The organism is Streptomyces sp. NPDC006332 (assembly GCF_040612855.1).
Classification (GTDB): Bacteria; Actinomycetota; Actinomycetes; order Streptomycetales; family Streptomycetaceae; genus Streptomyces.
Window position 1 is genome coordinate 36,859 of sequence record NZ_JBEXRA010000053.1, and the last position, 20,850, is coordinate 57,708.

Here is a 20,850-nt window from a genome sequence, read left to right on the forward strand (position 1 = left end):
AATACTGCATAGTGCAGTCATGACTACGATCAAGTCCGCATGGGCCGCGGTGGGCGGCGATCCCGCCCACCTCTCCCGCGTGTCGACCGTCGAGCGGGCAGGCGCTCTGCAAGGGCGCCTGCCCGTACGGGAGTTGGCGCGGGCCTGCGTGGGGGCGTGCGCCCTGGCCGCCGCCGAGCTCGGGGCGCGACGGGCCGGGCTGTCGGAGGTGCCCCGGGTGCGGGTGGACGACGGGGCCGTCGCGACCGCGTTCGTCAGTGAGCGGCATCTGCTGGTGGACGGGCGGGCCCCGGTCGCCTTCGCGCCGCTGTCCCGGTTCTGGCGGACGGCGGACGGGTGGGTGCGCACCCACGCCAACTACCCGCATCACCGGCGGCGACTGCTCGCCGCACTGGGACTGTCCGAGGAGCGGCCCTCGGTGGAGACCGCGCTGGCCGAGCGGTCCGCCCTGGAGGTCGAGGAGGCCGTGTACGCCGCGGGGGGCCTCGCCGTCGCCCTGCGCACACCCGACGCATGGGCCGCGCACCCACAGCGGGCCGCGGTGGCCGCCCGGCCCCTCGTGGAGCGCGAACGGACGGACGTCACGCCACCGCGCCTGCTCGCTCCCCTGGACGCCGGCGCTCCCCTGCTGCCCGCCGCCGGCCTGCGCGTCCTGGACCTGACCCGGGTCATCGCCGGCCCGGTGGCCACCCGCACCCTGGCCCTGCTGGGCGCGGACGTGCTGCGCGTGGACCCGCCGCGACTGCCCGAACTCCCCGACCAGCACGCCGACACAGGGTTCGGGAAGCGGTCCGCCACCCTCGACCTCGCGGCCGACCGGCGGACCTTCGAGGAACTGCTCGCGGCGGCCGACGTGGTCGTCACCGGGTACCGGCCGGGCGCCCTGGACCGGTTCGGGTTGTCGGCGCGGGCTCTCGCCGAGCGACGGCCCGGGGTGGTCGTGGCGCAGTTGTCGGCGTGGGGCGGGTACGGGCCGTGGGCCGGGCGACGCGGGTTCGACAGTCTGGTGCAGGTGGCCACCGGGATCGCCGCGCTCGAGGGGTCGGTCGAGCGGCCGGGCGCGCTGCCCGCCCAGGCACTGGACCACGGAACGGGGTACCTGCTGGCGGCGGCCGTACTGCGGGCGGTGACCGAGCAGTCGTACGACGGGGGCAGCCGTGTCGTACGGGTGGCGTTGGCACGTACGGCTGAGTGGTTGCTGCGTGACCTCAGGCCGGGCGACGCGGAAGGCACCGCGGGCGGTACGCCGTACGACGGGCCGGGGCCGTGGCTGGCCGAGTCGGACAGCGGGCTCGGGCGGCTGCGGTACGCGCGCTCGCCCGTCTCCTTCGCGGGCGGGCCGGCCGACTGGACGCGACCTCCGGGGCCTTGGGGGTCGGACGCCGCCAACTGGAGCTGAGGGTCACAGCCCCGCCGCCCCCAGCAACGCGCCCGCCGCGTAGGTCACCCCCATCGCGAGCGCGCCGCCCGTGACATTGCGCAGCATCGCCCGGCCCGGTCTGGCCGCCCCCAGCCGGGCGCTGCTCCAGCCGGTCAGGGTGAGCGCGGCGAGGACCGACACCACCGTGACCGGCACTCTCCAGTCCGCGGACGGCAGGACGATCGCCAGCAGCGGCAGCAAGGCCCCGACCGTGAACGCGAGGAAGCTCGCCCACGCCGCGTGCCACGGGTTGGTGAGCTCGTCCGGGTCGATGCCGAGCTCCACGCGCGCGTGCGCCCGCAGCGCGTCGCGTTCCGTCAACTGGACGGCGGCTTCCCGGGCCACCTCATGGGTGAGCCCGCGTTCCGCCAGCAGCTGGGTCAGCTCCTCCAGCTCGGCCTCGGGCTGCTCGCGCAACTCCCGCCGCTCCAGCGCCAGGGCCGCCTTCTCCGAGTCGCGCTGGGTGGAGACGGACACGTACTCCCCCGCCGCCATCGACAGGGAACCGGCCAGCAGACCCGCGAGGCCGGCCGTGAACAGGGTGGAGCGGTTCGCCGTGGCGCCGGCCACGCCGACCACGAGACCGGCGGTGGAGACGATGCCGTCGTTCGCGCCCAGGACCGCCGCACGCAGCCAGTTGAGGCGCGCGCCGAGCGCTCCGCCGTGGGCCTCGTCATGAGTGGGTTCGGTCACATCCGGAGGATCGCACTCCCGCGGTCGGCCGCCCCGCACCGACGCGGACCGGCGTCAGGAGACGGAAACGCGTGCCGCGTGCGAACCCCAAGCCGGGTCTGCGGCGGTTGCGGCCCGGGCCGAACCTCCCACCCGGCAAAGGGACTTCGGCGCGCGACGGTACGGCCCTCCCGCCGGGACCCGAACAGGCGGGCGGGGCCCGGTACCTGACGGACGGGTACGGGACGGTGCTGTCAGTCGTGGCCCGTATCCTCAGGGACCATGCTCGAAGACCTCACGACCGCAGCGTCCTCCGCCACGGTATGGCCGGCCGCGTATCCGAAGGGATACGCGGTCGTTGACGTGGAGACCACCGGCCTCGCCCGCCACGACCGGATAATCTCCGCGGCCGTCTACCGCCTGGACGAGCGCGGCGAGGTCGAGGACCACTGGTACACGCTGGTCAACCCGGAGCGCGACCCGGGGCCCGTGTGGATCCACGGTCTGACGAACGACGTGCTGGAGAGCGCGCCCCTCTTCGAGGACATCGCCGAGGAGTTCTCGGCCCGGCTCGACGGCCGGGTGCTGGTCGCTCACAACGCCGTCTTCGACTGGCAGATGATCGCCCGGGAGTACGCGCGCGCGGAGCGCGAGGCCCCGGTGCGGCAGCGGCTGTGCACCATCGCGCTGTCCAAGGAGCTGGGTCTGCCGCTGCCCAACCACAAGCTGGAGACCCTCGCGGCGCACTTCGGCGTCGTACAGCAGCGGGCGCACCACGCGCTGGACGACGCGCGCGTGCTGGCGGAGGCGTTCCGGCCGAGCCTCAGGGCCGCGGCCACCGGTGGCGTCCGGCTGCCCCTGCACGAGTGCCGGCCGCTGACCGAGTGGTCGGCGGACCCGGCCACCCCCCGGATCGGGCAGCAGGCGGGCGCGGGTGGCTACGGCGGCTACCGCCCGACCAGTTGGCGCCCCGCCCGTAAGAGGCCCGCGTGCCCCTACCCGAACCCGGGCCGCTACCAAGAGGGCGGGCCGCTCAAACAGGGCATGCGGGTCGCCTTCTCCGGGGACACGTCCGTCGAGCGCGACCTGCTGGAGGACCGCGCGACCGAGGCCGGGCTGCACGTCGCCACCAGCGTCTCCCGGCTGACCAGCCTGCTGGTCACCAATGACCCCGACTCCGGCACCTCGAAAGTGGTCAAGGCCCGGCAGTACGGCACCCCGGTCGTCGACGAGGCGGCGTTCGGGCAGCTGCTCGGGGATGTCGAGCCGGCCACCTCGGGGTGACCGTACGGACGGGTGATTGCCGGGCGACTCGCCCGGCGTCGCCTCGCTCCCACGGCACGGACGGCTCACCCTGTGGCGCATGGCGACATGTGAAGTATGCGGCAACAACTACGGAATGACCTTCGAGGTGCACGCCCAGGGCTCGGTGCACGTCTTCGACTGCTTCGCCTGCGCGATCCACCGCATGGCTCCCCTCTGCGAGCACTGCCGGGTGCAGATCATCGGGCAGGGCGTCGAGGTCGAGGGCCACTGGTACTGCGGCGCCCACTGCGCCCGCGCGGAGGGAAAGGCGGGCATCGTCGACAAGGTCTGACGCCGAACGGCCCGAACGGTACGAAGCGGCCCCCACCGCGATGCACCCCACGACCGAGTTGTACGGTCGTGGGGTGTACCGCTTCCTTCTGTCCCGGCAGTGGGTGATCCTCACGCTGGTCGCCCTGCTTCTCATCCCCACGATGATCAGGCTGGGCATCTGGCAGATGCACCGCTACGAGGAGCGCACGGCCCGCAACCAGCTGGTCTCCAACGCGCTGTCCGCCGAGCCGGTGCCGGTGGAGAAGCTGACCTCCCCCGGACACGTCATCACCACCGGCGAGCGCTACCACACCGTGACCGCGAAGGGCCGTTTCGACACCGATGACGAGGTCGTCGTGCGCCGCCGCACCAACTCCGACGACGAGGTCGGCTACCACGTCCTGACCCCGTTCGTCCTCGACGACGGCAAGGTCCTGCTGGTCAACCGGGGCTGGATCCCCGCCGACGGTCCGAGCCAGACCGCGTTCCCCAAGATCCCCGCACCGGCCCGCGGGGAGACCACCGTCACCGGTCGGCTGATGCCCGACGAGACCACCGCGGCCAGCGGAATCAAGAACGTCAAGGGGCTGCCCGACCGGCAGGTCATGCTGATCAACAGCGCGCAGGAGGCACGCCGCCTCGGCGCGCAGGTGCTCGGCGGCTACATCGCGCAGACGGCGCCGGAGCCCAAGGGCGACACCCCGGAGCTGGTCGGCAGGCCCGGCAACGAGGACGCGGCGCTGAACTACGCGTACGCCATCCAGTGGTGGCTGTTCGCCGCGGGCGTCCCGGTCGGCTGGGTGGTCCTGGTCCGGCGCGAGCTGCGTGACCGGCGCGAGGCCGAGGCCGAGGAGCGGACCACCGAGGAGTCGCAGCCGGCGGCGGTGTAGGCGCCGCGCCCCCGCAGCCCGCCCGCCACGCCGCACGCCACCTCACCCGCCCGGCCCCCGCCCCGGATTGTCCCGCCCGGGGTGCGGGAACCCGCACTGCGTGCACCCCCGTATCGAGGACTACGCCCTCATCGGCGACGAGCAGACCGCCGCCCTGGTCGGCCTGGACGGTTCCGTCGACTGGCTCTGCCTGCCCCGCTTCGACTCGGCCGCCTGTTTCGCCAAGCTCCTCGGCGACGCGGACAACGGCCACTGGCGGATCGCTCCCAAGGGCGCCCCGGGCCGCTGCGCCCGACGCGCCTACCGCCCCGACACCCTCGTCCTCGACACCGAGTGGGAGACCGACGAGGGCAGCGTGCGGGTCACCGACCTGATGCCGCAACGGGAGCGCGCCCCTGACCTCGTACGCGTCGTGGAAGGCCTCAGCGGCCGGGTCACCATGCACAGCACCCTGCGGCTGCGCTTCGACTACGGCGCGGTCGTGCCGTGGGTGCGCCGGTCGGACGGCCACCGGGTGGCCGTCGCGGGGCCCGACTCGGCGTGGCTGCGCAGCGAACCCGCGGTGCGCACCTGGGGCGAGGACTTCGGTACGCACTCGGAGTTCACTGTCGCCGAGGGCGAGAAGGTCGCGTTCGTGCTCACCTGGCACCCCTCGCACGAGCCGCGCCCGCCGCTCGTCGACCCGTACGAGGCCCTGGAGACCAGCGTCGCCGACTGGCAGGCGTGGGCGTCCCGCTGCCGCTACGACGGCCCCTACCGGGACGCCGTGGTGCGCTCGCTGATCACCCTCAAGGCCCTCAGCTACGCTCCGACCGGCGGCATCGTGGCCGCCGCGACCACCTCGCTGCCCGAGGAGGTCGGCGGGATGCGCAACTGGGACTACCGCTACTGCTGGCTGCGGGACTCCACCCTCACCCTGGGCGTCCTGCTGTCCTGCGGCTACCACGAGGAGGCCGAGGCCTGGCGGAACTGGCTGCTGCGAGCGGTCGCCGGCGATCCGGCCGACCTGCAGATCATGTACGGCCTGGCGGGTGAGCGGCGGCTGCCGGAGTTCGAGTTGTCGCACCTGCCCGGATTCGCCGGCTCCTCGCCCGTCCGGATCGGGAACGGAGCCGTCGACCAGCTCCAGCTGGACGTGTACGGCGAGGTCATGGATTCGCTGGCGCTGGCGCGGGCGGCCGGACTGCCCGCCACGGGGAACATGTGGGCACTGCAGCGCGCCCTGATGACGTTCCTCGCGTCTGCTTGGCGGCAACCGGACGAGGGGCTGTGGGAGGTGCGCGGTGGCCGCCGCCAGTTCGTCCACTCGAAGGTGATGGTGTGGGTGGCCGCCGACCGTGCCGTGCGCGCCCTGGAGGCGAACCCGAAACTGCGGGGCGACCTCGACGACTGGCGCGCCATGCGCGACGAGGTGCACCGGGAGGTGTGCGAGAAGGGCTACGACCCGGAGCGGAACACCTTCACCCAGTCCTACGGCTCCCGCGAACTCGACGCGGCGCTGCTGCTGATCCCGCGCGTCGGCTTCCTGCCACCCGACGACCCGCGGGTGATCGGCACCATCGACGCGATCCGCGAGGACCTGGGCCACGGCGGGTTCCTGCGCCGTTACAGCGTCGAGGAGAGCGGTGTCGACGGGCTGCCGGGAAGCGAGGGCACGTTCCTCGCGTGCTCGTTCTGGCTGGCCGACGCCCTGCAGATGACGGGCCGCACGAAGGAGGCCCGGGAGCTGTTCGATCGACTGGTCGGGCTCGGCAACGATGTGGGCCTGCTGTCCGAGGAGTACGACCCGGTGGCGGGCGTCCAGCTCGGCAACGTTCCCCAGGCGTTCAGCCACATCGGCCTGGTCAACACCGCCCTCGCCCTGTTCGGGGGCGACGGGGCAGGATAGAGGGCATGGATCTTGGACTGAAGGACCGGGTGTACGTCGTCACCGGAGCCACCCGCGGTCTCGGCAACGCCGCCGCGCGCGAGCTCGTCGCGGACGGGGCGAAGGTGGTCGTCACAGGTCGGGAGGAGAAGGGCGTCGCCGAGGCGGCCGCCGCGCTGGGGCCGAACGCGGTGGGGGTCGTCGCGGACAACTCCGAGCCGGAGGCGGCGCAGCGGCTGATCGCGGCGGCGCGGGAGCACTTCGGCGGGTTCGACGGAGTGCTGGTCAGTGTCGGAGGGCCGGCGCCCGGGTTCGTCGCGGACAACACGGACGAGCAGTGGCAGACGGCGTTCGAGTCGGTGTTCCTGGGTGCGGTGCGGCTCGCGCGGGCGGCAGCGGCCGAGCTGGAGGCCGGTGGTGTCATCGGGTTCGTGCTGTCCGGGTCGGTGCACGAGCCGATTCCCGGGCTGACGATCTCCAACGGGCTGCGGCCGGGGCTGGCAGGGTTCGCGAAGTCGCTGGCCGACGAGCTGGGACCGCGGGACATCCGGGTGGTGGGGCTGCTGCCGGCCCGTATCGACACCGACCGGGTGCGTGAGCTGGACGGGTTGTCCGCCGATCCGGAGGCCACCCGGGCGGCCAACGAGTCGCGGATTCCGCTGCGCCGGTACGGCAGGCCCGAGGAGTTCGGGCGGACGGCCGCGTTCCTGCTGTCGCCCGCGGCCTCCTACCTGACGGGAATCATGGTGCCGGTGGACGGCGGGATGCGGCACGGGTTCTGAGGCCGCCCCTTCATGGAGGGGCCACGGGGCCACGGGAAAGGCGGGTCAGCCGACCCTTTCCGGTCGGTGTTTGACCCCGCTCAGCCGGACCTCCGCCGGCAGTGACGCCAGGCCCGCCGAATTCCGGGCGCGGTTGAGCGCGCCCTCGGTGAAGTCGTGCAGGGCCGTTCCCGGGTCCACGTGCGGTTCCAGTTGGAGACGCACACGGGCCTGGGGGGCGGTCGGGCGGCCGGTGAGGTGTGCCTGGGCGCGCGACACGCCCTCCAACTCGCCCGCCTGGTCCGCCAGTACGCCCTCCAGGGCGCGGCCCCGCAGCAGCGCGCCCTCACCGTCGCCGGTGTCCACCAGCACCGTGGTGAGCCGGCGTCGGCGCAGTACCGCCGTCAGCCACCACAGGGTGAGCAGGACGAGGACGGCGAGCACCGCGATGACGGTCGGCCACCACCAGTCGGAGTCCCGCCAGCGCGTCCGCTCGGCATCGGAGAGCAGCACGTCGTGCTTGCCGTCGTGGATCCACCAGGAGGGGGGCGTGGCGCCCAGTCCCACGGCGAGCACGGAGCCGCCGAGGATCACCAGAACGAGGCCGACGACTCCGATCAGTACGCGGTTGACGGTCCTGAGCACCGTCCTCACCCCTTCCGTCCAGGTCGTGCCATACGCACCGACAGCGCGTGCGGGCGGTCCACTCCCAGGCCGCGGATCGCCTCGGTGAGCGTGGCGTCCAGGTCGGCGCGTACGTCGTCCAGCTCGCGGAAGTGGGAGACCGCGCGGACGTCGGCCCGGGAGCGGCGCACCCTTACCCGCGCCGCCTGCACGCCGGCGACCTCCATGGCCCGGTCGCGCAGCACCGTCGCCGCCGCGGTCCGGTGCAGTCCCGCGCGGACATCGGTGTGGGGGCGCCGCATCGGGAGCACGGCGCGCAGGCCGGGGGTGAGGGCCAGCACGATCAGCCACAGGCCGAGGGCGGCGGCGACGCCCGCGCCGACGAGCACCCAGATGTCGTCCAGGGGGCGCTCGGCGAGCTGCCTGGCGAGGTTCTTGCGCCAGGCCATGGCGTCCCGGCCGGCCCGTACGGCGGCGATGTCGTACAGGAAGGCGCCGGCGACGACGAAGAGCAGCAGCGCCACGATCCCCGCGGGGACGCGGCGCGCCGACCAGAAGCGGCCGCTGCCGCGCGCCTCGTCCGTCTTCGCGTCCGGCGCCTGCGGGGCCTGATGCTCCCCGCCGGTGTCGGCCGCCTTCTCGATGACCGGCAGTCGTTGTGTGGTGCCCTCGGAGCCTTGGGGCTCGCTCATCGCGTCCTCCCCTGTGAGGTGCCCTGTGCCGTCACCGGGTGCAGCCGCTCCACCTGCACGGCGACCTCCGGCACTTTCATGCCCACCAACGCGCCTACCCGCTCGGCGACGTGCCGACGCACCGAACCGCATCGGGCGCCGATGTCGCAGGGGTAGTCGAGTTCCAGGTGCACGCGGACCCGGGCGGTTCCGTGGTGGACGACGACGGAGGCGTGCGGGGGCGCGGCCTCGGCGGGCAGTTCACCGAGCGCCTCACGCGCCGCCCGTCCGGCGACCTTCGCGACGACCCGGTCTGCGATCCGGGTCGCGCCCCGCTCGCCCGCCGGAACGACGGACCGGGATCCGCGGAGCCCATCGGCTCCTTCGGTCACGGACGTCATCTCCGCCGGTCGCGTCGCTCGTCACGGGTGCGGAAGAAGTCGCCGAGGTCCAGGTCACCCTCCAGCAACCGGCCGGCGATGAATCCGATCGCGCCCAGGGCGGCGACCAGCACGAAGGCACCGAACCCGCCGAAATAGCCGGCGAAGCCCAGTGCCATGCCGGCGATCATGCCGACCACGGCCATGCTCATGGCGACTCCGTTTCACTTGTCAGTCGTCAGTGCGTCACTGGAGTCGGGTTTCCGGCTCCTCGTCCTCTTCCTCCGGCAGCTTCACGTCGCTCACCGCGATGTTGACCTCGACGACCTCGAGGCCGGTCATCCGTTCCACCGCGGCGATGACGTTCTCCCGCACCGCCTTGGCCACGTCCGAGATCGATACGCCGTAGTCGACGACGATCTCCAGGTCGAGCGCGGTCTGCACCTCGCCGACCTCGACCTTCACCCCGCGCGTCGCGGCCTTGGACCCGCCGGGCACCCGGTCCCGTACGGCACCGAAGGTGCGGCTCAGCCCGCTGCCCATCGCGTGCACGCCGAGAACGTCCCGGGCGGCGAGCCCGGCGATCTTCTCCACGACACCGTCGGCGATGGAGGTACGGCCCCGGCTGCCCGGGTCTCCGCCGCCCCGCCGTACGGTCTTGCGGGCCTGTACGGGCGTGTCACCTTCGGAGGTCTGTGTCCGGTTCTGCTGTGTCATGTCACTCATCGCCGTATACGTCCCTTCCGATCGTCCTTTGACCACCGTAAGCGGGGTTGCGGGATCTCGCGCCGGGGATGCGGCAGGCTGGGGCAATGACAGTGGACCGGTGGACGCAGACCGTGCGGCATCAGCTGGGGCTGGGCAGGCTGCTGCCCTTGGGGGACGCGCGGGACGGCGCGTGGATCTCGGAGTCCGCGGCCGACGCGGTGCTGCGGCGCGCGGCCGCGAGCATGCGGGACGTGCGGCTGGGCCCGGTGCGGATCCAGCTCGCGGATCCCGAGGACACCGAGGAGTCCGTCGTACCGTCGCCGCCGAGCGCGCTGCCGCCGGGTCCGCTGCGGGCGACGGCCGAGTTCGCCGCCACCGCGGGCGAACCGCTGCCGGCTGTGGCGGCGCGGCTGCGAGCGGTGCTGCTGGCCGCGGCGGAGGGCCTGGGTCTGGCGGTGGCGGAGGTGGACCTTCGGGTGAGTGATCTGATCGACTCGCCGGCCGCGGAGCGGGAGCCTGCTCCCGTGCGACCGCCGGAGCCGGCCCCCGCGGGGGCGAACGGGCACGCCGACGCGCGGCACGCGGCCGACGCGGCCGAGTCCGTTCCGGGTGTGGCCCATCTGACCGGCACGCTGGGGAGCCCGGTGCACATCGAGGAACGCCGGACGGGACCGGCCGCCGCGCTGCCCCGACGCCATGTCCGGGTGGAACTGGCGGTGCGCGCGGACCACCACCGGGCACTGGACGTGGCCCGGGAGGTCCGCGCGAGGGTGGGGCAGGCGTTGCCGGATCACCCGACGGTGGCGGTGCTGGTGACCACGGTCAGGTGAGGGCCGGGCCGTCGATAGTCTGGTCGGGGACCTATTCGCCCACGCCGGCCAGGTCCCGCAGCCGTCGGGCCTGCGCGGCCCGCTCAGCGGTGCGCTGCGCGTCGTAGTCACGGCCCGACGCGCCGAGCAGCAGGGCCTTGGTCTCGATCACCGCGTCCCTGGGCGCGGCGAGGATCGCCGACGCGAGGTCCCGTACCGCTGCCGACAGCTGGTCCGCGGGCACGGCGACATTGGCCAGGCCGGTGCTCACGGCCTCCTCGGCGTGCACGAACCGCCCGGTCGCGCAGATCTCCAGCGCGCGGGCGTAGCCGACCAGTCCCACCAGCGGATGCGTACCGGTCAGGTCCGGTACGAGTCCGAGGCTGGTCTCGCGCATGGCGAACTGCACGTCGTCGGCGACGACGCGCAGGTCACAGGCGAGCGCGAGCTGGAAGCCCGCCCCGATGGCATGCCCCTGCACCGCGGCGATGGACACGATGTCGCTCCGTCGCCACCAGGTGAAACCCTCCTGATACCCGGCGATGGTCGCGTCCAGCTCGGCGTCCTCGCCCCGTGCGAGGTCGACGAACGACGGCTCGCCGTCGAAGCCCTCGGGCGTGAACGCCTGCCGGTCGAGTCCGGCGGAGAAGGACTTGCCCTCGGCACGCAGCACCACGACACGGACCGACCCCGGCAGGAGCCGCCCGGTTTCGGCCAAGGCCCGCCACAGAGCGGGGCTCTGCGCGTTGCGCTTGGCCGGGTTGGTCAGCGTCACCGTCGCGATCGCGTCGTCGACGGTGAGCCGTACCCCGTCCTTGTCGAATGCGGGAACCTCGGGAACAACGTCCTGGTCGGGCGAAGCCATGCGGCGCCTCCGGTGAGTGCGGTCAACAGAGCGATGCTAAGTGACTGCACAGTAACCACCCGGTCGATCAATCAACCGACCGGGTGGCCACTATCGAAGCCGATGGGCCGCCCGGGTTCAGGACGACGCGGCCTTCTTGCCCCGCGTCGCCCCGCCACGCCCACGCAGCGTGACGCCCGATTCACTGAGCATCCGGTGTACGAAGCCATACGAGCGGCCGGTTTCCTCGGCCAGTGCCCGAATGCTCGCACCGGAGTCGTACTTCTTCTTCAGGTCTGCCGCGAGCTTGTCGCGCGCGGCGCCGGTTACCCGGCTGCCCTTCTTCAGAGTCTCGGCCACCCGGTCCTCCTCATGGGAAGTGCGCTCTGGTCTCCTCATGATCACCCCTCCGGCGCTTCATGGCCACCCATTCGGCAAGGTCCGTGCGAGACGGTTTTGACGACAGGAGTGCGTCCGCACATCCGGAATGCGTCATTCCAGGACGTGGCGTTCGTACCGCCGAACGGGTTCGTTCGCGAAGTTCCAGGTCAGAGACGTGCGACGGCCGAGCCCTCGTCGATAGAGGGCTCGGCCGGGAAATCGATGTAGGACACACTTCGGTACGAGGAGATCTCACACAGATGGTGGATCACGGATCGGCCGAATGATCCATACGCGGTGGATCAAGCCTTCGATCAAGCGTGCCGACCGTCAGGCGAGAGCGACGAGATCCGCGTAGTCGGCTCCCCAGAGGTCCTCGACGCCGTCGGGCAGCAGGATGATCCGCTCCGGCTGGAGTGCCTCGACGGCGCCCTCGTCGTGGGTGACGAGCACGACCGCGCCCTTGTAGGTGCGCAGCGCGCCGAGGATCTCCTCGCGGCTGGCCGGGTCGAGGTTGTTCGTCGGCTCGTCGAGGAGCAGGACGTTCGCCGAGGACACCACGAGGGTCGCCAGCGCCAGACGGGTCTTCTCACCGCCGGAGAGGACCCCGGCCGGCTTGTCGACGTCGTCGCCGGAGAACAGGAACGAGCCGAGTGTCTTGCGGACCGCGACGAGGTCCAGGTCGGGGGCGGCGGAGCGCATGTTCTCCAGGACCGTGCGCTCCGGGTCCAGGGTCTCGTGCTCCTGGGCGTAGTAGCCGAGCTTGAGTCCGTGGCCCTCGATGACCTGGCCGGTGTCGGGCTTCTCGGCGCCGCCGAGGAGCTTGAGCAGCGTCGTCTTGCCCGCGCCGTTCAGGCCGAGGATGACGACCCGGGAGCCCTTGTCGATGGCCAGGTCGACATCGGTGAAGATCTCCAGCGAGCCGTACGACTTGGACAGTCCCTCGGCCATCAGCGGGGTCTTGCCGCACGGGGACGGCTCCGGGAAGCGGAGCTTGGCGACCTTGTCGGACTTCCGCTCGGCCTCGAGACCGGCCAGCAGCTTGTCGGCACGACGGGCCATGTTCTGCGCGGCGACGGTCTTGGTGGCCTTGGCGCGCATCTTGTCGGCCTGCGAGTGGAGGGCGGAGGCCTTCTTCTCGGCGTTCTGCCGCTCCCGCTTGCGGCGCTTCTCGTCGGCCTCGCGCTGCTGCTGGTAGAGCTTCCAGCCCATGTTGTAGACGTCGATCTGGGAGCGGTTGGCGTCGAGGTAGAAGACCTTGTTGACGACCGTCTCGACCAGGTCCACGTCGTGGGAGATCACGATGAAACCGCCGCGGTACGTCTTGAGGTAGTCGCGCAACCAGACGATCGAGTCGGCGTCGAGGTGGTTCGTCGGCTCGTCGAGCAGCAGCGTGTCCGCGTCGGAGAAGAGGATCCGGGCCAGTTCGACACGGCGCCTCTGACCGCCGGAGAGCGTGTGCAGCGGCTGGCCGAGCACCCGGTCGGGCAGGTTGAGCGCGGCGGCGATGGTGGCGGCCTCGGCCTCGGCGGCGTATCCGCCCTTGGTGAGGAACTCCGTCTCCTGGCGTTCGTACTGCCGCAGCGCCTTCTCGCGGGTGGCGCCCTGGCCGACCGCGATGCGCTGTTCGTTCTCGCGCATCTTGCGGATCAGTACGTCGAGGCCGCGCGCGGACAGGATGCGGTCACGGGCGAGGACGTCGAGGTCGCCGGTGCGGGGGTCCTGGGGGAGGTAACCGACCTCGCCGGAGCGGGTGATGGTGCCGCCGGCGGGGGTTCCCTCACCGGCCAGGCACTTGGTGAGGGTGGTCTTGCCGGCGCCGTTGCGGCCGACCAGGCCGATGCGGTCGCCCTTGGCGACACGGAAGGTGGCGGACTCGATGAGGACGCGCGCACCGGCGCGCAACTCGATACCGGAGGCGGAGATCACGGACAGACTCCAGGGCGGATGGGGGCGGAATGGGCGGCTGAGGGCGTTCCCGCCGTCTAATGCGCGAGGAGAATGGCCATGAGGCCAGTCTAACGGGGTCCTGCAACCACTTTTCTGCGTACAGGTGTTCGGGCGGCGTCCTCGGGGGGTCGTCGCGTCCCCGGAAGTGGGACGTCGTCGTCTTCGGCAGGGCGCTGTCAGTGGGTGCTGCGAGACTGGACAGCGGACGGGATTTCCGGCATGTGGTCACAAAGGAGTGATCGGGATGGCAGGTACCAGCGGCGGGCGTCCGAGCATCTATCCGACCCTGCTCTACGCGGACGCGAAAGCGGCGATCCGGCAGCTGACGGAAGCCCTGGGATTCACCGAACTGTCGGTGTACGAGGGCGAGGACGGCTCGGTGCTGCACGCCGAGCTGGTGCAGGGAAACGGCGCGGTCATGGTCGGCTCGAAGGGCCGCGGCGGTGTCTTCGACACGGCGATGAAGGACTCGGGCACCACCGGGGTGTACGTCGTCGTGGACGACGTCGACGCACACCACCGGCGTGCCGTGGACCACGGCACGGAGATCCTGATGCCCCCGACCGACCAGGACTACGGCTCACGGGACTACATGGCCCGGGACATCGAGGGCAATGTGTGGAGCTTCGGCACATACGCGCCCGAGACGGGGAGCTGACGGCCCGGCGGTTCAGCTGCCTCCCGTGTGCACCTGGAAGGCGGCGCGGCGCACGGCCTTGGCCAGGGCCGGGTCGGGGTGCGCGGCGGCGAGCGCGACCAGGACCTGCACGGTGCGGGGGTGACCGACAGCACGCACCTCCTCGAGGAGCGCGGGGACCGTCGGCTGCAACGCGGACTCCAGGTGCCGCACCAGCATCGGGGCCTCGCCGTGGTCGGCGACGGCGGCGGCGGTGTCGACCCACAGCCAGGTGGCCTCGTCCCGGGTGAGCACCTCGTGGGCGTCCTCGGGGTCGATCCCGTCGTGCTCGGCGAGCCACAGCAGGGCGTACGGGCGCAGCGTGGGCTCGTCGGCCACGGAGCGGACGTCGTGCTCGGCGGGGGCGCCGACGACGCGCAGGGCCTCGAAGGCCAGGCCGCGCAGCAGGGCGTCCTCGCCGCGGGCGGCGCTGAGCAGCTCGGAGACGGCGTTGCCGACGGGGCGGGCGGCGAGCCAGGCCCGGTATTCGGCGCGGGCCGCGTTGGGGCGCAGCTGGGCGCAGCCGCGGAGCATGCCCTCGGCTGCCTGCTCGATGTTCCCGGCGGGGCTCTGCGCGGCCACGCAGATCTGCTCCAGCTTGACCCAGACCGCCCAGTTGCCGAGCGGGGTGAGGGTGGCCTGTCCGTCGCCGTAGGTGAGCGCGCCGACGGAGGCGAGGGCCTGCAGTGCCCATTCGAGAAGGGGGGCGAGGGGAGCGAGGGGGATGTCGGCGAGGGGCTCCGGCCGGGGCGGTTCGGGGCGGTCCGGCACGGGCTGGGGCCCGTAGGAGATCTCGCAGCGTTCCGTGCGCAGCTCGATGACCCGCTGCTCCAGGAGGTCGAGGAGCTGCTCCACGGGGACCGGACCGGCGGACAGCTGGAGGAAGGAGAGCACCTGCGGCATGGCCGAGACGACCTCGGCGACGGCCGACGGCTCGTGGCCGGAGGGTTCCGGGGAGGCGAGCGACCAGGCGTCGAAGAGGGCGACCCAGCCGCGCAGTACGGCACTGTCGTCGCGGTTCCAGGCGCGCAGCCGCCAGCCGGGGCGGGCGCTGTCGCCGTGCACCTCGATGAGGCCGGCCAGGCGGGCGGTGTCCCAGTCGGCGCGGACCTGAGCCGCGGTCAGGCCCAGATCGGCCGCCGCCTGTTCGGCGGTCTCGTCGGAGAGGGTGCCCTTGCCCTCGGGGCTCGCTCCGTCACGGCCGGGGCGGAGGGTGGCGTCGGCCCACCGCGCGACACGGGCCGCGGCGGCCAGACCTGAGCGCGCCATTCTGGCCAGTTCCGCGGGGGCCGGGGTGCCCTCCGGCGGGCGCGGTGCGGGGCGGCTCGGGCGCCGCTGGTTCACAGCTCGGGGGGCGGCGGCCAGGGGTCGCGGGCGGACGAGTCGAAGCCTGGAGTCGCGCGGGATACGGGACGTCACAAGTGCAGTCTTCCGGTTGACCGTCCGAAAACCCAAACGGAATGCCGTGGCGGCCGGTGGACAGGGCCGGGGCAGCGGCCTCGGGCATGGCCGGAAGCCGAGATCAGGCCAGTGGTACGGCCTTAAACGGAACCTGCGGTACCGGGGGTTGGCGAGGGCTGCCGACGAGGGGCGAAGGGCGAGCCGGCGGCGTGGGTGTGGGCGGTCGGGCGAACCCGCGGTGCCGGTGGGGGGCGGCCACGGAGGCGGAACCGCGAGGGGAGCGTCACATCAGCGGGGTCAGGAAGCGGCGCAGTGTCTCTTCGTAGTCCTCCGGGTCGGCGTTCCACATGGCCGCGTGCGGGGCCTGGCGCACGGTGTGGAGGGCTACCCGCTGGGACTGCTCGGCGGCGAGGCGGCGGGAGGGGCCCCAGGGGGCCACCTGGTCGTCGGGACCGTGGAAGATCAGGGTCGGCGCCAGGGGGTGGCCCGGCGCGGCGGCGTCGGCGCCGACGAGGGGCTCGGCGGACATGCCGGTGCGGCCCTGCGCGGCGCGCACCGCGAGCGGCAGCAGGGCGCCCGGGGTGCGGCCGGCCGCGGCGAGGGCGCGCAGCGTCGCCTCCCAGCTGAGCACCGGGGAGTCCAGGACGAGTCCGGCGATCCGGTCGCTCAGGTCCGAGCGCCCGGCGGCACGCAGCGCCATGGTGGCGCCGGTGGACCAGCCGTACAGGACGACCTGGCGGGCACCGCCCGCTACGGCGTAGTGGATGGCCGCGTCCAGGTCGCGCCACTCGGTCTCACCGAAGTGGTTCAGGCCGTCCGGGCGGCGGGGGGCTCCGGGGTCGCCGCGGTAGGCGAGGGCGAGCACCGGAAAGCGGTGGTGGTGCAGGAACTCCATGATGTTCATGGGGTGTTCGCGCGTGGTGCCCAGGCCGTGCACGGCGATCACCCAGGTGTCCCGGATCCCGGGCACGAACCAGGCGGGCAGGGTGCCGAGTTCGCCCAGGATCTCCACGTCGGTGTGGTCCAGGCCGAGCGCGGTGCCCGGGTCGCCGACGTGGAGGCCCGGGGTGAGCCAGACCTTGTCGCCGGGCTTCACGGTGCCGTGCGTGACGCGCTCCAGTCGGCGTACGACGGTGTCCGCGGAGTGGGTCTCGGTGCTGAGGACGGGGCCGACGACCGCGTGCGATCCGTCGCCGCTCAGGCCGTAGGTTCCCGGGCGCAGGGCGGCCAGGTCACGGGTGACGGCGATCCGGCCCGCGGCCGTGGCGTGCACGGTGAGCCGGGGTTCCGTGGGCAGGGGGCGGCCGGGCGGCGCCTTGAGCGCGGTGTCGCCGGCGAGGCGGCCGGCGACGACGCTCGCCGCGCCGGCGGCGAGGACTGCGGTGACGGCAGCGGCCGTCGTTTTGACAGTGCGCACCCGTCCAGTGTCCCGGCGGACCCCGTCACGGGCCAGCGGGAGGACGGCGCGGATTGAATCCTCCCCCCGCTGGAGCAGGGGGATTCCTGGCTCACGCTGCCTGCGGGTCAGCGACCCGACAGGTCTTCCACGATCAACACCAGCCGGGTTGAAACCAGCCCGGTTCGGTACGGCAAAGCTTGGAGGTGCCTGTGCTGTCTTGGCTCTCGACCAGCACGGTGTACGCGCTTGGTTCTCGCAACGCACGGCGTGCAGCTTACCCGATCAGGTGGACGGTGTTTTGCAGTGGCCCGCGTGGCTCACGCCTCGCCGGCCCCGCCGCCCGCCGCGCCTCACCCCCGCTGCCCGTACCCCCGCAGCCGCTCCCCCACCTCCGTCAGCTGCGCCTCGGTCAGCAGCGTCGGCGACAGTCCCGGGACCGAGGACGCCGTCAGCCACAGGCGGCACATCCACTCCAGCTGGGCCGTACGGTCGTAGGCCTGGTCGAGGGTGGCGCCGTGGGTGAGGGTGCCGTGGTTCTGGAGGAGGCAGCCGGAGCGGTCGACGAGGGCGCGGAGCATGTTCTCGGCCAACTCGTCGGAGCCGTACGTCGCATAGGGGGCGACCCGGACGGGGCCGCCGAGCGCGACGGTCATGTAGTGGACCGCCGGGAGCTCGGGGACGAGCGTGGAGACGGCCGTGGCGTGCACGGCGTGAGTGTGGACCACCGCGCGGGCGTCGGTGGTGCGGTAGACCGCGAGATGCATGGGCAACTCGCTGGTGGGGACGAGCGTCCCGAGCACCTGGCGGCCGTCGAGGTCGACGCCGGTGACGTCCGTCGGTGTGAGCCGGTCGTAGGGCACGCCGGACGGCGTGACCAGCACGGTGTCCCCCACCCGCACGGACACGTTGCCGGAGGTGCCGACGACCAGCCCCTCGGCCACCGTCCGGCGGGCGGTGGCGACGAGCGCCTCCCAGGCGGACGCCTCCTCGGGGAGCACGCTCCTCCCCTGCGGTCGGCGCACCTCCCCCGCGCCGTCACGCGCGCCTCGTACGCCTCGCGGGTCCCGCTGTTCCTCGGCCATGCGTCGATCCTGCCAGGCGGAAGGTCAACTCGCCGCCGGGCGGGGGCACTTTAGGCCGGAATCCACCCTTCCGAAAGGGTACATAGATGGACATAAGACTCTCCGTGATATTTGGCCGGAGATCGCCGCGAATGCGGCCCTCTTCCAGTAATCTCTGGGGGATTTGTCGTGTACGTCGCCATTCCGAGGGGACACATGGCCCGTGGTCGCACATCGTTCCGGCGCCGCAGGAGCGCACTGGCAGCGTCCGTGGCGGCGCTCACCGCGGGGGCCGTCGCACTGGCCGGGGCGCCGGCCTCGGCGGCGGACCCACCGAAGGGACACGACGTCTCGTCCCACCAGCAGGACGTCGACTGGCACCAGGCACGGACGAAGGGCGCCAGGTTCGTCTACGTCAAGGCGACCGAGTCCCACACCTACCGCAGCCCGTACTTCGGCCGGCAGTACGACGGGGCGCGCGACGCCGGCATCGTCCGCGGGGCGTACCACTTCGCGCTGCCGGACAAGTCGTCAGGCAGGACACAGGCGGCGTACTTCGTGCGCAACGGCGGCACCTGGAGCGCCGACGGCTGGACGCTGCCGCCCGCGCTCGACATCGAGTACAACCCGTACGACAGGCGACGCCAGTGCTACGGCCTGAGCAAGCCCGGGATGGTCAACTGGATCAAGTCGTTCAGTGACGAGGTGAAGCGGCTCGCGGGCCGCCGTCCGGTGATCTACACCACCACCCACTGGTGGAACACCTGCACCGGCAGCAGCCGCGCCTTCGCCTCGAACCACGCCCTGTGGGTGGCTCGCTACCGCTCCGCGGACGCGGGAACCCTGCCGTCGGGATGGTCGTCCTGGACCCTCTGGCAGTACGACAACCGCGGGGGCCTGCCGGGTGACCAGAACCTCTTCAACGGATCTCTGAACGAGCTCAGGAAGTTCGCCAGAGGCGCGTGACCAAGGGGCACTTGGGCCGTATGGGTCCGGTGGGACGCGACCGGACCCGGCCATGCGACAACCAGTACTTCCGGACACCGCGTGGTCTGCTTCAGTTCATCTTCCGTTCATTCAGGTTACTTACGTTCGTCCGGCCAATGACTTCGAACGATTGCCTGGGTAAATGGAAAACTTCTCGCTGATCCTCGCGATTGTGGTCGTAACCGCACTTGCGTTTGATTTCACGAACGGTTTCCACGACACCGCCAACGCGATGGCCACGACCATCTCGACCGGCGCTCTGAAGCCCAAGGTCGCGGTGGCCATGTCCGCCGTGCTGAACCTTGTGGGTGCCTTCCTCTCCGTGGAGGTCGCCAACACGATCTCCAAGGGTCTCGTCGACGAGAGCGGTATACGACCCGAGGTCATCTTCGCCGCCCTGGTCGGCGCGATCCTCTGGAACCTGCTGACCTGGCTGGTGGGCCTTCCCTCCAGTTCCTCGCACGCCCTCATGGGCGGTCTGATCGGCGCCACCATCGCCTCGGCGGGCATGGGCGCGGTCCACGGTGACGTGCTCGTCACCAAGGTCCTGCTCCCGGCGGTCGCGGCCCCGGTCGTCGCGGGCCTCGCCGCGATGCTGGCCACCCGCCTGTCGTACTCCCTCGGGAAGAAGGCCGACGGCAAGGCCGCCGAGAAGGGCTACCGCGCCGGGCAGATCGCGTCCGCGGGCCTGGTCTCCCTGGCCCACGGCACCAACGACGCGCAGAAGACGATGGGCATCATCACCCTGGCCCTGGTCGCCGGGGGTGCCGTCGCGCCCGACTCGGACCCGCCCACCTGGGTCATCCTCTCGGCGGGCCTGGCCATCGCGCTCGGCACCTACCTCGGCGGCTGGCGCATCATCCGCACCATGGGCAAGGGCCTGACCGACCTGCAGCCGCAGCAGGGCTTCGCCGCCCAGACCAGCGCGGCCACGGTCATCCTGGCCTCCTCCCACCTCGGCTTCTCCCTCTCCACCACGCACTCGGTCTCCGGTTCGGTGATGGGTGCGGGCCTCGGCCGCAAGGGCGGGGTCGTCCGCTGGTCGACGGCGACCCGGATGTTCGTGGCGTGGGGTCTGACGCTGCCCGCCGCGGCCCTGGTCGGCGCGCTCGCCGAGTACGTGACCGGGCTCGGGGACTTCGGCACGGCCGTCGTCGCCGTCTTCCTGATCGCCTCCAGCGCGGCCATCTGGAAGATCTCCCGTCGCGAGGTCGTCGACGCGAACAACGTCAACGAGCCCGACGTGGCCAGGGAGCCGGCCGGCGTGGTGACCACCGCGATCGCCGCCGTGACCCCGCCCCCGGCGGGCACCGTCACGGAGGACCTCACGGCCACCATCCCGGCCCCGGCCACCGCGGCCGCGTCGGCCACCGACCCCGCGACCCCGTCGGCCACGACCACCGTCTGAGCCCGGCCAGGCATCCACCGGCACGAAGGAAGAAGCAGAATGAAGATCGACTGGGCGGCGCTCGGCTCCGTCTTCGGCGTCAGCCTCGTGGTCACCGTGGCCCTCGTGGCCCTGTTCACCCTCGGCATCATGGGCCTGTCGCGCCGCGAACGGGCCACGGCCCAGGGCGACTCCGCGGCCCTCGCGGTCACCGGAGCGTACGTGTGCTTCGCGGCGTGCGCGGCCGCGGTGGCGTACGGGATCTCCCTGATCGTCGCCTGACCTGCGACACCCGGACACCAGGTGGGGTGCGGGACGGTTCGCTGCCGGGAGCACGCCCCTCTCCCGAGGGTGACTCCGCCGCGCGGGCCCAAGGCTCCGCCC

At 72.3% G+C, this 20,850-nt stretch carries 23 protein-coding genes; 11 read left to right on the top strand and 12 right to left on the bottom strand.

Going from position 1 to position 20,850, the window contains the following annotated elements; all coding sequences use genetic code 11:
- Positions 1-19 precede the first annotated feature (19 nt).
- On the top strand, positions 20-1,399 hold the full coding sequence (locus tag ABZ027_RS34650; RefSeq protein ID WP_356775397.1) for a CoA transferase: 1,380 nt from the start codon (positions 20-22) through the stop codon (positions 1,397-1,399).
- 3 nt (positions 1,400-1,402) lie between these two features.
- On the opposite strand, the gene ABZ027_RS34655 is transcribed toward ABZ027_RS34650, so the two are convergent.
- Positions 1,403-2,113: a VIT family protein gene (locus tag ABZ027_RS34655; RefSeq protein ID WP_356775399.1), complete on the bottom strand. Its 711-nt coding sequence runs from the start codon at positions 2,111-2,113 to the stop codon at positions 1,403-1,405.
- A gap of 261 nt (positions 2,114-2,374) precedes the next feature.
- On the opposite strand from ABZ027_RS34655, the gene ABZ027_RS34660 reads away from it, so the two are divergent.
- The 5 genes from ABZ027_RS34660 (at position 2,375) to ABZ027_RS34680 (ending at position 7,209) form a co-directional block, all read left to right on the top strand.
- Positions 2,375-3,376 (top strand): DEDDh family exonuclease, encoded by a 1,002-nt coding sequence (locus ABZ027_RS34660; protein WP_356775401.1) that lies wholly within the window; start codon positions 2,375-2,377, stop codon positions 3,374-3,376.
- A gap of 79 nt (positions 3,377-3,455) precedes the next feature.
- Positions 3,456-3,689 (top strand): hypothetical protein, encoded by a 234-nt coding sequence (locus ABZ027_RS34665; protein ID WP_356775403.1) that lies wholly within the window; start codon positions 3,456-3,458, stop codon positions 3,687-3,689.
- Between the two features lie 73 nt (positions 3,690-3,762).
- On the top strand, positions 3,763-4,560 hold the full coding sequence (locus ABZ027_RS34670; protein WP_356775405.1) for an SURF1 family protein: 798 nt from the start codon (positions 3,763-3,765) through the stop codon (positions 4,558-4,560).
- A 100-nt stretch (positions 4,561-4,660) separates the two neighbouring features.
- Positions 4,661-6,448: a glycoside hydrolase family 15 protein gene (locus tag ABZ027_RS34675; RefSeq protein ID WP_356775407.1), complete on the top strand. Its 1,788-nt coding sequence runs from the start codon at positions 4,661-4,663 to the stop codon at positions 6,446-6,448.
- A 5-nt stretch (positions 6,449-6,453) separates the two neighbouring features.
- Complete coding sequence (locus ABZ027_RS34680) at positions 6,454-7,209, top strand: SDR family oxidoreductase (RefSeq protein WP_356775409.1); 756 nt, start codon at positions 6,454-6,456, stop codon at positions 7,207-7,209.
- Positions 7,210-7,254: 45 nt separating this feature from the next.
- Here the strand turns inward: ABZ027_RS34680 and amaP are convergent, their stop codons facing one another.
- Genes amaP through ABZ027_RS34705 form a run of 5 tightly spaced genes read right to left on the bottom strand, consistent with a single transcriptional unit; the run spans position 7,255 to position 9,589 of the window.
- Complete coding sequence (gene amaP / locus ABZ027_RS34685; RefSeq protein ID WP_356775411.1) at positions 7,255-7,842, bottom strand: alkaline shock response membrane anchor protein AmaP; 588 nt, start codon at positions 7,840-7,842, stop codon at positions 7,255-7,257.
- Complete coding sequence (locus tag ABZ027_RS34690; protein ID WP_356775413.1) at positions 7,839-8,504, bottom strand: DUF6286 domain-containing protein; 666 nt, start codon at positions 8,502-8,504, stop codon at positions 7,839-7,841. The genes amaP and ABZ027_RS34690 overlap by 4 nt, the downstream gene beginning before the upstream one ends.
- Positions 8,501-8,884, bottom strand: coding sequence for a hypothetical protein (locus ABZ027_RS34695; protein WP_356775415.1), 384 nt, complete (start codon positions 8,882-8,884; stop codon positions 8,501-8,503). Before ABZ027_RS34695 ends, ABZ027_RS34690 begins: the two co-directional genes overlap by 4 nt.
- Entirely contained in the window at positions 8,881-9,075 is a 195-nt protein-coding gene (locus ABZ027_RS34700) for a hypothetical protein (protein WP_356775417.1), read from the bottom strand. Before ABZ027_RS34700 ends, ABZ027_RS34695 begins: the two co-directional genes overlap by 4 nt.
- A gap of 34 nt (positions 9,076-9,109) precedes the next feature.
- Positions 9,110-9,589 carry an Asp23/Gls24 family envelope stress response protein gene (locus ABZ027_RS34705; RefSeq protein WP_356775419.1) on the bottom strand — a complete coding sequence of 160 codons (480 nt, stop codon included), beginning with the start codon at positions 9,587-9,589 and terminating at the stop codon, positions 9,110-9,112.
- 86 nt (positions 9,590-9,675) lie between these two features.
- On the opposite strand from ABZ027_RS34705, the gene ABZ027_RS34710 reads away from it, so the two are divergent.
- Positions 9,676-10,401 carry a nucleopolyhedrovirus P10 family protein gene (locus tag ABZ027_RS34710; RefSeq protein WP_356775421.1) on the top strand — a complete coding sequence of 242 codons (726 nt, stop codon included), beginning with the start codon at positions 9,676-9,678 and terminating at the stop codon, positions 10,399-10,401.
- Between the two features lie 31 nt (positions 10,402-10,432).
- Here ABZ027_RS34710 and ABZ027_RS34715 read toward each other — a convergent pair whose 3' ends face one another.
- The 3 genes from ABZ027_RS34715 to ABZ027_RS34725 all read right to left on the bottom strand — a co-directional run bounded on the left by ABZ027_RS34715 (position 10,433) and on the right by ABZ027_RS34725 (position 13,534).
- On the bottom strand, positions 10,433-11,245 hold the full coding sequence (locus tag ABZ027_RS34715) for an enoyl-CoA hydratase/isomerase family protein (protein ID WP_356775423.1): 813 nt from the start codon (positions 11,243-11,245) through the stop codon (positions 10,433-10,435).
- A 117-nt stretch (positions 11,246-11,362) separates the two neighbouring features.
- The gene (locus ABZ027_RS34720) at positions 11,363-11,584 is read right to left on the bottom strand and encodes a helix-turn-helix domain-containing protein (protein ID WP_004002281.1); all 222 of its coding nucleotides are present in this window, start codon (positions 11,582-11,584) and stop codon (positions 11,363-11,365) included.
- A 351-nt stretch (positions 11,585-11,935) separates the two neighbouring features.
- On the bottom strand, positions 11,936-13,534 hold the full coding sequence (locus ABZ027_RS34725; protein WP_356775425.1) for an ABC-F family ATP-binding cassette domain-containing protein: 1,599 nt from the start codon (positions 13,532-13,534) through the stop codon (positions 11,936-11,938).
- 265 nt (positions 13,535-13,799) lie between these two features.
- Between ABZ027_RS34725 and ABZ027_RS34730 the strand changes: the two genes are divergently transcribed.
- On the top strand, positions 13,800-14,213 hold the full coding sequence (locus ABZ027_RS34730; RefSeq protein ID WP_356775427.1) for a VOC family protein: 414 nt from the start codon (positions 13,800-13,802) through the stop codon (positions 14,211-14,213).
- A 12-nt stretch (positions 14,214-14,225) separates the two neighbouring features.
- Here ABZ027_RS34730 and ABZ027_RS34735 read toward each other — a convergent pair whose 3' ends face one another.
- The 3 genes from ABZ027_RS34735 to ABZ027_RS34745 all read right to left on the bottom strand — a co-directional run bounded on the left by ABZ027_RS34735 (position 14,226) and on the right by ABZ027_RS34745 (position 18,113).
- Positions 14,226-15,650: a hypothetical protein gene (locus ABZ027_RS34735; protein WP_356775429.1), complete on the bottom strand. Its 1,425-nt coding sequence runs from the start codon at positions 15,648-15,650 to the stop codon at positions 14,226-14,228.
- Positions 15,651-15,915: 265 nt separating this feature from the next.
- A complete protein-coding gene (locus ABZ027_RS34740) occupies positions 15,916-17,049 on the bottom strand; it encodes an alpha/beta fold hydrolase (RefSeq protein ID WP_356775431.1) in 1,134 nt (377 codons plus the stop codon).
- A gap of 332 nt (positions 17,050-17,381) precedes the next feature.
- Positions 17,382-18,113: a class II aldolase/adducin family protein gene (locus tag ABZ027_RS34745; protein ID WP_356775433.1), complete on the bottom strand. Its 732-nt coding sequence runs from the start codon at positions 18,111-18,113 to the stop codon at positions 17,382-17,384.
- 195 nt (positions 18,114-18,308) lie between these two features.
- Between ABZ027_RS34745 and ABZ027_RS34750 the strand changes: the two genes are divergently transcribed.
- The 3 genes from ABZ027_RS34750 (at position 18,309) to ABZ027_RS34760 (ending at position 20,748) form a co-directional block, all read left to right on the top strand.
- Positions 18,309-19,058 carry a lysozyme gene (locus ABZ027_RS34750; protein WP_356775435.1) on the top strand — a complete coding sequence of 250 codons (750 nt, stop codon included), beginning with the start codon at positions 18,309-18,311 and terminating at the stop codon, positions 19,056-19,058.
- Positions 19,059-19,221: 163 nt separating this feature from the next.
- Positions 19,222-20,487, top strand: a complete 1,266-nt coding sequence (locus tag ABZ027_RS34755) for an inorganic phosphate transporter (RefSeq protein ID WP_356775437.1) — start codon at positions 19,222-19,224, stop codon at positions 20,485-20,487.
- A gap of 39 nt (positions 20,488-20,526) precedes the next feature.
- The gene (locus ABZ027_RS34760; protein WP_356775439.1) at positions 20,527-20,748 is read left to right on the top strand and encodes a hypothetical protein; all 222 of its coding nucleotides are present in this window, start codon (positions 20,527-20,529) and stop codon (positions 20,746-20,748) included.
- Positions 20,749-20,850: the final 102 nt, after the last annotated feature.

Coding starts and splice junctions, on each gene's coding strand:
- ABZ027_RS34650 (WP_356775397.1), top strand. CDS start 20: ATGACTACGATCAAGTCCGCATGGGCCGCGGTGGGCGGCGATCCCGCC.
- ABZ027_RS34660 (WP_356775401.1), top strand. CDS start 2,375: ATGCTCGAAGACCTCACGACCGCAGCGTCCTCCGCCACGGTATGGCCG.
- ABZ027_RS34665 (WP_356775403.1), top strand. CDS start 3,456: ATGGCGACATGTGAAGTATGCGGCAACAACTACGGAATGACCTTCGAG.
- ABZ027_RS34680 (WP_356775409.1), top strand. CDS start 6,454: ATGGATCTTGGACTGAAGGACCGGGTGTACGTCGTCACCGGAGCCACC.
- ABZ027_RS34690 (WP_356775413.1), bottom strand. CDS start 8,504: ATGAGCGAGCCCCAAGGCTCCGAGGGCACCACACAACGACTGCCGGTC.
- ABZ027_RS34695 (WP_356775415.1), bottom strand. CDS start 8,884: ATGACGTCCGTGACCGAAGGAGCCGATGGGCTCCGCGGATCCCGGTCC.
- ABZ027_RS34700 (WP_356775417.1), bottom strand. CDS start 9,075: ATGAGCATGGCCGTGGTCGGCATGATCGCCGGCATGGCACTGGGCTTC.
- ABZ027_RS34705 (WP_356775419.1), bottom strand. CDS start 9,589: ATGAGTGACATGACACAGCAGAACCGGACACAGACCTCCGAAGGTGAC.
- ABZ027_RS34710 (WP_356775421.1), top strand. CDS start 9,676: ATGACAGTGGACCGGTGGACGCAGACCGTGCGGCATCAGCTGGGGCTG.
- ABZ027_RS34715 (WP_356775423.1), bottom strand. CDS start 11,245: ATGGCTTCGCCCGACCAGGACGTTGTTCCCGAGGTTCCCGCATTCGAC.
- ABZ027_RS34730 (WP_356775427.1), top strand. CDS start 13,800: ATGGCAGGTACCAGCGGCGGGCGTCCGAGCATCTATCCGACCCTGCTC.
- ABZ027_RS34745 (WP_356775433.1), bottom strand. CDS start 18,113: ATGGCCGAGGAACAGCGGGACCCGCGAGGCGTACGAGGCGCGCGTGAC.
- ABZ027_RS34750 (WP_356775435.1), top strand. CDS start 18,309: ATGGCCCGTGGTCGCACATCGTTCCGGCGCCGCAGGAGCGCACTGGCA.
- ABZ027_RS34755 (WP_356775437.1), top strand. CDS start 19,222: ATGGAAAACTTCTCGCTGATCCTCGCGATTGTGGTCGTAACCGCACTT.
- ABZ027_RS34760 (WP_356775439.1), top strand. CDS start 20,527: ATGAAGATCGACTGGGCGGCGCTCGGCTCCGTCTTCGGCGTCAGCCTC.